This is a genomic window from Stenotrophomonas sp. JAG2, assembly GCF_041080745.1.
Classification (GTDB): domain Bacteria; phylum Pseudomonadota; class Gammaproteobacteria; order Xanthomonadales; family Xanthomonadaceae; genus Stenotrophomonas; species Stenotrophomonas maltophilia_AA.
Map to the genome: position 1 here is coordinate 146,523 of NZ_JBEUMH010000001.1, position 12,269 is coordinate 158,791.

Here is a 12,269-nt window from a genome sequence, read left to right on the forward strand (position 1 = left end):
CATCCCCCTGCAGGCCGCCGTTCATGCGGATTCTCACCTCCTGCACGAGCGCGGCGGCACAGTGCAGGCATGAACGCGGATGCCGACAACGACGACCTGGTGGTGCTCCGGCCCGAGGGGCTGTACTGCCCCGCCGGTGATTTCCATATCGACCCGTGGCGACCGGTGCCGCGGGCGGTGATCACGCACGGCCATGGCGATCACGCGCGCAACGGCATGGGCCACTACCACTGCACCACACAGACCCTGCCGATCCTGCGCTGGCGCCTGGGCGATGTGGACTGCAGCGCGCACGCCTATGGTGAACGCTTCACCCTGGGCAACACCGAGGTCTCCCTGCATTCGGCCGGGCACGTGCTCGGCTCGGCCCAGGTACGGATCGCGCATGCGGGGCGGGTCTGGGTCGCCTCCGGCGACTACAAGCGGCAGCACGATCCGAGCTGCGACCCGTTCGAGGTGGTGCCCTGCGACACCTTCATCACCGAGGCGACCTTCGGCCTGCCGGTGTACCGCTGGCCGGACACGTCGCAGGTCGCGGCGGACATCGTGGCGTGGCGGCGCGAATGCGAAGCGCGCGGCGAGGCGGCCGTGCTGCTCTGCTACGCGCTGGGCAAAGCACAGCGGATCCTGGCCGAACTGCTGCCGCTGGATACGCAGCCGGCGCTGCTGCATGGCGCGATCGCTACCGGCGTGGCGGTCTACCGCGAGGCCGGGATTCCGATGCTCGCCACCGAGCCGGTCAGCGAGCAGGCGCGCGGTGCGGAGTTCGCCGGCAAGCTGATCCTGGCCCCGCCCTCGGCGGCGGGGAGTGCGTGGATGCGCCGCTTCAAACGCGCGCAGCTTGGTTTCGCGTCGGGATGGATGCGGGTGCGCGGCAACCGCCGCCGCCGCAACTACGACCGTGGCTTCGTCGTCTCCGATCATGCCGACTGGCCCGACCTGCTGCGCACCATCGCCGAGACCGGTGCCCGCCGCGTCATCGCCACCCATGGCAACACCGACGCGCTGATCCGTTTCCTGCGCGAGCGCGGCGTCGCCGCCGAGGCCTTCGCCACCGGCTACGGGGACGAAGAATGAAACGCTTCGCCGCGCTCTACAGTGAACTCGACCGCAGCACTGCCACCGGCGACAAGCGCGCCGCGCTGGTGCGCTACTTCCAGCAGGCGCCCCCGCACGACGCGGCGTGGGCGCTGTTCCTGCTGGCCGGCGGCAAGGTCACCAGCGCGCGCCGGAAGATCGCCGGCAACGCCGAGCTGCGCGCGTGGGTCGCGGAGCTCTCCGACACGCCGGCCTGGCTGGTGGACGACAGCTACGACCAGGTGGGCGACCTGGCCGAGACGCTGACCCTGCTGATGGACGATCCGCTGCAGGTCGGCGCGGATATCGCGCTGGCCGACTGGATCGAGCAGAAACTGCTGCCGGTCGCCAATCAGCCCGAACCGGTACGCCACGCGGCCATCACCGGGGCGTGGCAACAGCTCGCCTTCGACGAGCGGCTGGTGTTCAACAAGCTGCTGACGGGTGCGCTGCGCGTGGGCGTCTCACAGCGGCTGGTGCAGCAGGCACTGGCGGAGTGGTCGGGGATCGATATCGCGCGCATCGCCCAGCGCATGCTCGGCAGCTGGGTGCCGACGCCCGGATTGCTGGCGGCCCTGCTGTCACCCGAAGAGCGCCCTGAAGATCGCCAGCAGCCCTACCCGTTCTTCCTGGCCTCGCCGCTGGAGGCGGAGGTCGACACGCTCGGTCCGATCGAAGACTGGCTGCTGGAGTGGAAGTGGGACGGCATCCGCCTGCAGGTGCTGCGCCGCCAGGGCGAGGTCGCGCTGTGGTCGCGCGGCGAAGAACGGCTGGATGGCCGCTTCCCCGAAATCGACGCGGCGGCGATGGCGTTGCCCGATGGCTGCGTGATCGATGGCGAGCTGCTGGCCTGGGCCGACGGCGACGCATTGCCGCTGCCGTTCACCGCGCTGCAGACCCGCATCCAGCGGCTGAAGCCCGGGCCGAAGACACTGCGCGATACGCCGGTGCGCGTGCTCGCCTACGACCTGCTCGAGCTGGGCGGTGAAGACCTGCGCGCGCTGCCGCTCGCGCAACGGCGTGCGCGCCTGGCCGACGTACTCGCCACGCTGGACGACCCGCGCCTGATGCTGTCGCCGGAGGTCAGCGTCGCGGACTGGAGCGCCGCCGCCCTGCACCGCGATCTCGCCCGCGAGCGTGGTGTGGAAGGGTTGATGCTCAAGCGACGCGATTCGGTCTACCAGGCGGGACGCCGGCGCGGCGACTGGTGGAAATGGAAAATCGATCCACTGACCATCGATGCGGTGATGATCTATGCGCAGTCCGGTCATGGCCGGCGCAGCACGCTGTACACCGATTACACCTTCGGGGTGTGGGATGGCGAGACCCTGGTGCCGGTGGCCAAGGCGTACTCGGGCCTGGACGACAAGGAAATCCTCGCGCTGGACCGCTGGATCCGCGCGAACACGATCGAACGGTTCGGGCCGGTGCGCAGCGTCCGTGGCGAGCAGGTGTTCGAACTCGGCTTTGAAGCGGTGAACCGCAGCAAGCGCCACAAGTCCGGCATTGCGGTGCGCTTCCCCCGCATCCTGCGCTGGCGACACGACAAGCCGGCCAGCGAGGCCGACACCCTGGCCCAGCTGCAGGCGCTGGCGCGGTGACGCGACGGGAGGCCATGGCCCGCCTGACGGCGTGGTTCGCCAGCCGGGGCTGGGCGCCGCTGCCCTTCCAGAAAGCGATGTGGCGGCACTATCTCGCCGGCGAGTCCGGCCTGCTGCACACACCGACCGGCAGCGGCAAGACACTGGCGATGTTCGGCGGTCCGCTGCTGCAGGCGCTGCACGATCCGCCGCCACGGACGACCCGCGGCCGTGCAAAGACACCGGTGCCGGTCCTGCAGGTCCTGTGGATCACGCCGCTGCGTGCGCTGGCCGCCGACACCGCGCGCGCGCTGCGCGAGCCGCTGGACGCGCTCGGGCTGGACTGGCAGGTGGGCCTGCGCACCGGCGATGCCAGCGCGCGCGACAAGCGCCTGGCGCGCGAGGGACGGCTCGATGTGCTGGTGACCACCCCGGAGTCGCTGGCGTTGCTGCTGAGCTATCCCGACACGATGGCGCGCCTGCAGCACCTGCGCTGCGTGGTCGTGGATGAGTGGCACGAACTGTTGGGCAACAAGCGCGGCGTACTGCTGCAGTTGAACCTGCGCCGGCTGCGCGATGCGCTGCCCACCCTGCAGGTGTGGGGGCTCTCGGCGACGCTCGGCAACCTGGACGAGGCGCGCGAGGTGCTGTTGCCCGACGTGCCCGACGCGCCGCTGGTGGCCGGCGCGCGGCCGCGCCCGGTCAGCGTGGAGACGCTGCTGCCGGCCCAGGGCGAGCGTTTCCCGTGGGCCGGTCATCTGGGCCTGTCGCAGCTGCAGCGTGTCCTGGAAAAACTGCTGGCGGTGCGCACCAGCCTGCTGTTCACCAACACGCGCGCCCACGCCGAACTGTGGCACCAGGCACTGTCGGCGGTGTGGCCGGAAGATCCGGATACCCTCGCCCTGCATCACGGCTCGCTCGACCCGGCCCTGCGCCGCGCCGCGGAACAAGGCCTGCGTGAAGGCCGGTTGCGCTGCGTGGTCGCCACGTCCAGCCTCGATCTCGGCGTCGATTTCCCCAGTGTCGACCAGGTCCTGCAGATCGGCAGCCCCAAGGGCATTGCCCGGCTGCTGCAACGTGCCGGCCGCGCCAGACATCGCCCCGGCGAATCCGGGCACATCGTGTGCGTGCCCTCGCATGCGCTGGAGCTGGTCGAGTACGCCGCGGCGCGACGTGCGCTGGCCCAGGGCCATATCGAGGCCCGCCGGCCGCTGCGGCTGTCCCTGGACGTCCTGGCGCAGCACGCGGTGAGCTGCGCGCTCGGCGGTGGCTTCGATCCCGAGGCGCTGTTCGCGCAGGTGCGACGCACGCATGCCTTCGCCGCACTGGACCACGCGCACTGGGAGGGCGTGCTGGAGTTCATCGTGCAGGGCGGTCGCGCGCTGTCGCAGTATCCGGATTTCCACAAAGTCGTGCGCGATGACGATGGCATCTACCGCGTGCATGACCGTCGCGTCGCGCTGCGACATCGTTTGTCGATCGGCACCATCACCAGCGATGGCAGCGTCATGGTGCAGTTCCTGCGCGGCGGCCGGCTCGGCGCGGTGGAGGAACAGTTCCTCAGCCGGCTGCGCCCGGGGGATCGCTTCCAGTTCGCCGGGCGCCTGCTCGAACTGGTGCGCCTGGAGAATCTGACCGCGTACGTGCGACTGGCGCGCGGCGGCGACGGTGTGGTGCCTCGTTGGCAGGGCGGGCGCCTGCCGCTCTCCGAGGCGCTGGGGCATGAAATGGAAGCGGTGCTGGCCCGCCCGCCGGAGAGCCCGGAGATGCAGTGGCTGGCGCCGTTGTTGTCGCTGCAGGCGCGCCTGTCCGCGTTGCCCGCGCCCGAACTGCTGCTGGTGGAACACGTCCGCCGCCGCGACGGTCAGTTCGTGTTCGTGTACCCCTTCGCCGGCCGCCAGGTCAATGAAGGGCTGGCCGCGTTGATGGCGATGCGCTGGACGCGCCTGCAGACCAATACGTTCGGCTACGCGGCCAACGACTATGGGTTCGTGCTGGCGCCAGCCCGTGCTGTCGAAATCGATGCCGCGCGCGTGCGCACCCTGCTGGAACCGGAAGGACTGCTCACGGATCTGCGCGAGAGCCTCAACCTGGGCGAACTGGCGCGACGCCAGTTCCGCGACATCGCGCGCGTGTCCGGCATGCTGGTGCCGGCACTGCCTGGCCGTACGCCACGCAGCCTGCGCCAGCTGCAGGCCTCCAGCGGGCTGCTGTACGACGTGCTGCGCCAGCATGATCCGGATCACATCCTGCTGACGCTGGCCGAACACGAGGTGCTGCACGATCAACTCGATCTCGACAGCCTGGCCCGTGCGTTGGCGTCCTGCCAGGCTCGCACGTTGAGCCTGCAGCACCCCACCAGCCTGGGCCCGCTGTCCTTCCCGTTGTGGGCCGAACGACTGCGCGGCCAGCTCAGCAACGAAGACTGGAAGACCCGCGTCCTGCGCGCCGCACAGCAACTGGAGAAACGCCATGGCGCCTGAACTGCCGATCACCCTCGCCGGCGAAACCGTCCAGCTGCTTGGCGCGCGTGCGCTGCATTGGCCCGCGCGGCAGGGCCTGCTGATCGCCGATCTGCATCTGGGCAAGGCGGACCTGTTCCGGCGCTCGGGCATCGGCCTGCCCAGCGGGGGCACCTCCGATGATCTGCAGCGCTTGGGCACGATGGTGCAGCAGTACGCGGTGCGCCAGCTGTGGATACTCGGCGATGTACTGCATGGCGCTGCACACCGCGCCGCGTGGTACCGGCAATGGCAGGGCTGGCGTGAACAGCATCCACGGCTCTGGATCGGCGCGCTGGAGGGCAATCATGACCGGGTGCTGCCCAAAGCCGATCTCGGCATCGAGCTGCTGGGTGAACGTGTCCAGGAGGGACCGTTCCTGCTGCGTCACGCACCGCAGCGTCACCCCGGCCTGCACGTGCTGTGCGGCCACCTGCATCCACTGGCCAGGCTGCCGGGCATGCAGCGGCGCTGGCCATCGTTCTGGCTTCGCGAGGGAATGACGATCCTGCCCGCCTTCTCAGGATTCACCGCGGGTATCGCGCCGGTGCTGGGCACGGGCGAAAGACTGGTGGCCTGCGTCGAAGACCAGGCCATCGCGTTGCCGGCGCGCTAGGTCGAGCAGCGCGCGACAACAGTCACTCAGTCAACGTGTGTGGATCAGGCCGCCGAGACCAGCAGGTCCGGCATCAGCCGGATATCCGGCGCGTGCGGATTGGGCCGCACCGGTTGCCGCTGGATCGCGGTCAACATCTCGTGGGCGGCGGCACGGATGCGCGGATGGTGCTCCGGCGCGGCGTGCGTGATGAGGCTGGTCACATGGAACTCGAACACGTCTTCCATCACGTCCGGCTGATCCTCATGCAGCATCTGCAGTAGTCCGCGCAGTTTGCGGATTTCACTTTCCAGAGTTTCGGCCGAGAACAGCATTTCAATCTCCTTGGGTTGCGATCGGTCCACCGGACCGTAGGTCGCAAACGCAGCACCACCCTACCACCCGTCAGTCGGGGGCCTCCAAGCGATCAGGAATCGGACACCGCTTCGGCGTGAGCAGCACGGGGCGCAGGAAGAAAAGCCGCGTACGCTGCGTTTGCCACGCTGTTGTCCCATGCCGACGGTGAGTCCACCGTCAATGAATGTTATTCACGTCCTCACATCGGCGCGCAGGCACCGCTACGCCGCGTTATCAGCTGATGCCATCGGGTGCGTGCAACGCGCGCATCGCCTGCGCGAAGCCGGGCGACAACGGCAGTCTGCCGAGCCAGCCGTGCTGCGTTCCGCTGAGCACGCGGAGCATGTGCCCGCGCCCGCCGGGCACGCGGCCCATCGGCTGGAACAACAGATCGCGTGCGCGCGCCCAGCCGTCGCGCTCGGACTGGAACAACGGCGTCAGCCAGCGGCTCCAGTACTGGTAGATCGCGACGTGGGCGCGGCGCTGCGCCTGGTAGGCCTGCAGCGCGGCGTCGCGATCGGCATGCGTGCGCAGCGCATCGCGCAGGGCCATCGCGTCCATCAGGGCCATGTTCACGCCCTGCCCCAGCTGCGGACTCATCGCGTGGGCGGCATCGCCGACCAGCACCAGCCGCTCGCGATGCCAACGCGAGAGCACCGCATCGCGATAGCCGGCGCGGGCCAGTTGCGCCGGTCCGGTCACGCCGGCGAGGCGCTCATGCGCCTGCGGCCACAGCGCGGCGACCTCATCGAGCCAGCGCGCCATGCCGTCACGCTCCCATTGCGCGAACCGGTCGCGGGGCAGGCTCCAGAAGAAACTCAGCTGCGGCGTGTCGTTGCCCGGTCGCGTCCCCACCGGCAGCAGGCCGATCATCCTGCGCGCGGCCACGTAGCGCTGCCGCAGTTCATCGATGTGCGGCCAATCGGCGCGCGGCAGCAGGCACCACAGCGCGCCCCACGGGTACTCGCGGTCCAGCACCGTGCCCTGCACCTGCGCGCGCAGCGACGAGGCGGCGCCATCGGCGGCGATCACCAGATCGTAAGGGCCATGCCAGTGCCCGCGTGCGTCGCGCAGGCGCCCCTGTGCGGCGTCCACCGCGACGATGGCGGTGTCGGCCTGCAGGTTGCCCGGCTGCTCCCACGCGTCGGCCAGCAGCGAGAACAGCGCGCCGCGCTGCATCCCCACCCCGTGCAGCGATGGATCCAGGTCGGCATAGCGCATGTCCATCACCGCGCGTCCGCACGGGGTCTCGCCGTACAGCCGGCGCACGGCGGCGCCATGACGGAGCACCGCCGGCAGCAGCTCCATCTGCCAGAGCACGTCCAGGCCGCTGGGCTGGAGCAGGAACCCCGCCCCGACCGGACCGGGCGTGGTGGCACGCTCGAACACGTGCACGTCGTGATGGTCACGTGAAAGCAGGATCGACAAGGCTTGGCCAGCCGTGCCGTAGCCGACGATGGCGATGGTGCGACGAGGGGTCATGCGCGGACTCACTGATAAAAAAAACCCCGCCGAAGCGGGGTTTTCAATGCGCAGCTGAAAAAATCACTCAGCCGGCACGATGTTCGAGGCTTGGGCGCCCTTCGGGCCCTGGGTCACGTCATAGGTGACCTTCTGGCCTTCCTGCAGACTGCGGAAGCCCTTGGAGTTGATCGCGGAGAAGTGCGCGAAGACGTCGGCGCTGCCGTCCTCCGGCGAGATAAAGCCAAATCCCTTGGCGTCGTTGAACCACTTGACGGTACCGTTCGGCATGGTGATGCGAGACCTTCTTCTATGAATGGGTGGTGTACGCTCAACCAGCGCACTGGCGGAGTATGCAAACCTTGTACCGGAATGACAATCACCCCCGTGCCAATTCACCGATCAATTCGGGCAGGCCGGAGGAGGCAGCGTCCACATTGGCCAGCACTTCGGCCATCGTGATCTCATCACCATCGCCACAGCCGGCGGCCCAGTTGGCCACGATCGCCAGGCAGGCGTAGTCCAGCCCAAGCTCGCGGGCCAGGCTGGCTTCGGGCATGCCGGTCATGCCGACCAGATCGCAGCCATCACGGCGCATGCGCGCGATTTCCGCATTGGTTTCCAGCCGCGGGCCCTGGGTGGCGCCGTAGCAGCCCCCGTCCTGCAGGCGCACGCCGGTGACTTTCGCCGCGGCCAGTACCTTGCTGCGCAGCATCGGCGTGTACGGATGGCCGAAATCGACATGCAGCACGTCGGTACCCGGCTCTTCGCACAGGGTCGAGATGCGACCCCAGGTGTAGTCGATCAGCTGGTCCGGGCAGGCCAGCACGCGCGGGCCGAAGTGCTCGGTGATCCCGCCGACCGTGTTGAGCGCAAGCACGCGCTGCGCGCCGATCTGCTGGAGCGCAGCGAGATTGGCGCGGTAGTTGATCTTGTGCGGCGGCAGCGAATGGCCTTCGCCATGGCGCGCGAGGAAGGCCACGCGCTGGCCCAGCAGCGTGCCGACGCGGATCGGACCGGACGGCGTGCCGTAACGGGTCTCGACCTGGTGGCTGCTCACGTCGTCGAGCTGGGCCAGCTTGTAGACGCCGGTGCCGCCGATGACGGCGAGGGAAATGTGTTCCATCATTCCTTCATCGCGTAGATGGCCGGCACGCAGCGCAGCGTCTCGTTGACGTCCATGCCGAAACCGAACACATAGCGGTCCGGCAGGTCGATGCCGGCGTAGTCGGCCTTGACGTCCGGCAGCGCGCGGTCGTGCAGCTTGACCGTCAGCGCGGCGATGCGCACGTCGGTCGCGCCCTGCTCCAGGCACCAGGTGCGCACGCCCTGCAGCGTGTAGCCCTCGTCGAGGATGTCATCGACCAGCAGCACGCGGCGGCCGAACAGCGCGGTGGCCGGCTTGTGCTTCCAGACCAGGTCGCCGCCGGTGGTTTCACCGCGGTAGCGGGTGGCGTGCAGGTAATCGAACTGCACATCCTGGCCACGTGCGCCCAGTTCCAGCGCGAGCTGGCCGGCGAACGGCAGCGCGCCATGCATGATCGACAGGAACAGCGGGACCTCGCCCTTGTAATCGCGCGCGATGGCGTCGGCGATGCCAGCGATGGCCTTGTCGATGGTGGGACGGTCGACCAGCAGGTCGGCCTGGGCCAGGGCCTGGGAAATGGTGAGGTTGGGCATCAGACGGTTCTTCCAAGGGTGTCAAGCAAACGGGATTGGGTGGTGCCATGGCGGGAATCGGCCAGCAGGCCGTCCCAGCCCAGCGCGCCGCGACCGATCAGGCCGAGCAGCGCAGCAGTGTTGAGGGTGCGGCCTTCGACCGCGCGCAGCGATTCTTCCACCAGTTCGGGGTGGCAGACCAGCACCACGTCGCAGCCGGCGTCCAGATGCGCATCCACGCGCGCCTTGACGCCACCGGCCGAGAACGAGGCCGCCATGCCGATGTCATCGGAGAAGACCACGCCGCGGAAGCCCATCTCCTCGCGCAGGATCTGCTGGATCCAGCGCGGCGAGTAGCCGGCCGGCTCCGGCGCGACCTGCGGGTAGACCACGTGGGCCATCATCACCGCATCGGCGCCGGCGCGGATGCCGGCCGCGAACGGGATCAGGTCCAGCGCGCGCAGTTCATCGAGCGTGCGCGGGTCGCTGGCGTCGTCGAAATGGGTGTCTTCCAGCACGGTGCCGTGGCCCGGGAAATGCTTGAGCGTGGCGGCCATGCCGACGCTGTGCATCCCGCGCACATAGGCCGCGGTGAACGCAGCCACCACCTGCGGATCTGCGCTGAAGGCGCGATCGCCGATGGCCCGATTGCCGCGACCCAGATCGACCACGGGGGCGAAGCTGAGGTCCACGCCGCTGGCGCGCACTTCGCTGGCCATCAGCCAGGCGTGCTGCTCGGCCAGGGCCAGCGCGGCCTGCGGATCGGTGGCATACAGGGCATCGAAGCCCTGCAGCGGCGGCAGGGCGCTGTAGCCCTCACGGAAGCGCTGCACGCGTCCGCCTTCCTGGTCCACGCAGATCAGCTGCGGGCGCGGCGCGGCGGCACGGATCGCCGCCGACAGCTCGGCCACCTGCTCGCGCGAGGCGAAGTTGCGCTTGAACAGGATGACGCCGGCCACGGCGTCGTGCTGCAGCCATTCGCGTTCCTGGGCGGTAAGTTCGGTCCCGGCAACGCCGATCACGAGCATGGGGTGTCTCCAATACGGGGCGCCACCATGGCGCACCGCCGCATTGTCGCAGAACCCGCGCGCAGCGTCAGACCTCGCAGCCGTCCGGGCCGCAGCCATCGCCCTGCCCGGCAGCCCCTGCGGGCGAGCTCTCCGCCGCGATCTGGCGCAGTGCCTGGGCGAAGGCCTCCGGCGGCTGGGCGCCCTGGATGGCGTACTTGTCGTCGATCACAAAGGTGGGCACCGACTGAATGCCAAACCGCTGCGCCTGTGCCAGCTGGGCCTGGATCTCTTGCAGCCCCTCCTCGCCCGCCAGCAGCGCAGCGATGCGCCCCGCGTCGAGACCACCGGCAGCGCCGGCGGCGATCAGGGTCTGCGGGTCGGCCAGGTTGCGGCCTTCGACGAAATGCGCGCGGAACAGCGCCTCGCCGACCGCCGCCTGGACGCCCTCACGCCCGGCCAGCCACATCAGACGGTGCGCCGGCAGCGTGGTGACCCGGACCTGGCCCTGGTCGAAGTCCATCGGCAGGCCTTCGGCGCGCGCCGCGGTCTGGGTCTGGGTCAGGATCTGTTCGGTGCGCTCGGCGCTGCCGAACTTGGCCGCGTAGGCCTCGCGGAGTGGAACGGGCGTGGTTCCCGCATCGGGGTCGAGCAGGAACGGGTGCCAGTGCACCTCCACCTCGGGCGCGTCATCGCCCAGCAACGCCAGGCCCTGCTGGAACCGGTGCTTGCCGATCCAGCACCAGGGGCACACCACATCCGACCAGATATCGATTTTCATCTGGCCAGATTGTGGGTGCCGCGGGGCGTTTACAAGGTCTGGCGGTCAGCCGCGTTCAGCGCTGGACCAGCGTGAAAACGGGTGCGCGGCCAGCGCCAGATTGTAATAACGGACCTCGTCGGTCACTTCAGCACCGGCCCAGTCGGGCAGCGTGATCGCCTGATCGGCGTGCTCGAGCTCGACTTCGGCCACCACCAGCCCGGCGTTCTCGCCCAGGAACTCGTCCACTTCCCAGAGCAGCCCTTCGTGCTCGACCAGATGCCGGCGCTTGTCGATCAGCCCGCCGACACACAGCGCCAGCAGCGCGCGCGCGTCGTCCACCGGGATCGGGTAATCGAACTCCTGCCGGGTATGCCCGATCTCGCGCGATTTCATGTTGAGGAAGGCCTGCTCGCCCTGGATGCGCACGCGCACGGAGGCCTTCTGTGCGCCACTGTCGAGCGAGGCGGTGTCGTTGAGATAGCCCTGCGCCATCGGAATCACCGCGTGTGCGGCGGTGCGCCAGCCTTCACCGGTGACAAGGTATTTGCGTTCGATTTCGATGCCCATGCGCACAGTATGCGGCGATCCCGGCACGGCGGCCACGCGCTGCTTCTATACTGGTCGGCTGCCCTGCAAGGACGCCCGATGAAACCCCTGTTCCCCACCCTGCTGCTGTCGTTGCTGCCGCTGGGCGTGTCCGCCGCCACGCCTCCCACGCACGCGCAGATCGAAGCGGCCATCATGGCCATGATCGAGGCCGAGAAGAAACCGGCCGCCTCCGCCCAGGATCTGGTGCTGCAGTCGATGTTCACGCCGCGCGGATTCGACCACGGGCCGTGCTTCGCGAGCACGACGGTGACCGGCGCGTACGAGTGCCTGGTCGGCATGGAGATCGGCCTCAAGAACCGCTACCGGATGCTGCGCTTCGTCCCGCAGGGGCTGGGCTGGGCGATGCAGCGCGCCGATGTCGACGCGCCGGTTCCTCCGCGTGAGCGTGTCCGCGAACTGCTCATCGAGCAGCTCGATCATCGTGCCGCGGCCATCGACGATGCCGCTGCCCGCGAGGAACTGCGCGCCTTCCAGCAGGGCCTGCAGATCCTGGCGATCGAGGACTGCGAACTGCACTCCATGCAGGCGCCGGAAATCCGTTGCGACGTCACCGCCGGGGACGGCACCGAGCGCGGTACCGACCCGCAGACCTATGTGTTCGATGCACAGGGCGAGTGGCAGAACGCCGCGCCGGAAGACCGCCGCTGAGCCCGAACGCGG

Annotated in this window: 13 protein-coding genes; 5 read left to right on the top strand and 8 right to left on the bottom strand. The window is 69.1% G+C overall.

Features of this window, described 5'->3' with window-relative positions:
* Window positions 1-69: 69 nt before the first annotated feature.
* The 4 genes from AB9O74_RS00680 to pdeM are packed head-to-tail and all read left to right on the top strand — an operon-like array spanning window position 70 to window position 5,774.
* Complete coding sequence (locus tag AB9O74_RS00680; RefSeq protein ID WP_369348073.1) at window positions 70-1,077, top strand: ligase-associated DNA damage response exonuclease; 1,008 nt, start codon at window positions 70-72, stop codon at window positions 1,075-1,077.
* Window positions 1,074-2,678, top strand: a complete 1,605-nt coding sequence (locus tag AB9O74_RS00685; RefSeq protein ID WP_369348074.1) for an ATP-dependent DNA ligase — start codon at window positions 1,074-1,076, stop codon at window positions 2,676-2,678. Before AB9O74_RS00680 ends, AB9O74_RS00685 begins: the two co-directional genes overlap by 4 nt.
* Window positions 2,679-2,692: 14 nt before the next feature.
* Window positions 2,693-5,140 carry a ligase-associated DNA damage response DEXH box helicase gene (locus tag AB9O74_RS00690; protein ID WP_369348075.1) on the top strand — a complete coding sequence of 816 codons (2,448 nt, stop codon included), beginning with the start codon at window positions 2,693-2,695 and terminating at the stop codon, window positions 5,138-5,140.
* Window positions 5,130-5,774 carry a ligase-associated DNA damage response endonuclease PdeM gene (pdeM, locus tag AB9O74_RS00695; RefSeq protein ID WP_369348076.1) on the top strand — a complete coding sequence of 215 codons (645 nt, stop codon included), beginning with the start codon at window positions 5,130-5,132 and terminating at the stop codon, window positions 5,772-5,774. The genes AB9O74_RS00690 and pdeM overlap by 11 nt, the downstream gene beginning before the upstream one ends.
* Window positions 5,775-5,818: 44 nt before the next feature.
* On the opposite strand, the gene AB9O74_RS00700 is transcribed toward pdeM, so the two are convergent.
* The 8 genes from AB9O74_RS00700 to AB9O74_RS00735 form a co-directional block, all read right to left on the bottom strand.
* Window positions 5,819-6,088 (bottom strand): hypothetical protein, encoded by a 270-nt coding sequence (locus AB9O74_RS00700; protein ID WP_176989201.1) that lies wholly within the window; start codon window positions 6,086-6,088, stop codon window positions 5,819-5,821.
* 256 nt (window positions 6,089-6,344) lie between these two features.
* The gene (locus AB9O74_RS00705) at window positions 6,345-7,592 is read right to left on the bottom strand and encodes an FAD-dependent oxidoreductase (protein WP_369348077.1); all 1,248 of its coding nucleotides are present in this window, start codon (window positions 7,590-7,592) and stop codon (window positions 6,345-6,347) included.
* Window positions 7,593-7,655: 63 nt separating this feature from the next.
* Window positions 7,656-7,862 (bottom strand): cold-shock protein, encoded by a 207-nt coding sequence (locus AB9O74_RS00710; RefSeq protein WP_019183439.1) that lies wholly within the window; start codon window positions 7,860-7,862, stop codon window positions 7,656-7,658.
* An 88-nt stretch (window positions 7,863-7,950) separates the two neighbouring features.
* The gene (locus tag AB9O74_RS00715) at window positions 7,951-8,697 is read right to left on the bottom strand and encodes an S-methyl-5'-thioinosine phosphorylase (protein WP_176989199.1); all 747 of its coding nucleotides are present in this window, start codon (window positions 8,695-8,697) and stop codon (window positions 7,951-7,953) included.
* Window positions 8,697-9,251 carry a hypoxanthine-guanine phosphoribosyltransferase gene (locus AB9O74_RS00720; RefSeq protein WP_019183441.1) on the bottom strand — a complete coding sequence of 185 codons (555 nt, stop codon included), beginning with the start codon at window positions 9,249-9,251 and terminating at the stop codon, window positions 8,697-8,699. The genes AB9O74_RS00715 and AB9O74_RS00720 overlap by 1 nt, the downstream gene beginning before the upstream one ends.
* A complete protein-coding gene (gene nagZ / locus AB9O74_RS00725) occupies window positions 9,251-10,258 on the bottom strand; it encodes a beta-N-acetylhexosaminidase (RefSeq protein WP_369348078.1) in 1,008 nt (335 codons plus the stop codon). The genes AB9O74_RS00720 and nagZ overlap by 1 nt, the downstream gene beginning before the upstream one ends.
* A 67-nt stretch (window positions 10,259-10,325) precedes the next feature.
* Entirely contained in the window at window positions 10,326-11,018 is a 693-nt protein-coding gene (locus tag AB9O74_RS00730; RefSeq protein ID WP_369348079.1) for a DsbA family oxidoreductase, read from the bottom strand.
* 45 nt (window positions 11,019-11,063) lie between these two features.
* The gene (locus AB9O74_RS00735; RefSeq protein ID WP_313219071.1) at window positions 11,064-11,567 is read right to left on the bottom strand and encodes a CYTH domain-containing protein; all 504 of its coding nucleotides are present in this window, start codon (window positions 11,565-11,567) and stop codon (window positions 11,064-11,066) included.
* A 78-nt stretch (window positions 11,568-11,645) separates the two neighbouring features.
* Here AB9O74_RS00735 and AB9O74_RS00740 point away from each other — a divergent pair, with 78 nt between their 5' ends.
* Window positions 11,646-12,257: a hypothetical protein gene (locus AB9O74_RS00740; RefSeq protein WP_369348080.1), complete on the top strand. Its 612-nt coding sequence runs from the start codon at window positions 11,646-11,648 to the stop codon at window positions 12,255-12,257.
* The last annotated feature ends 12 nt before the right edge of the window (window positions 12,258-12,269 follow it).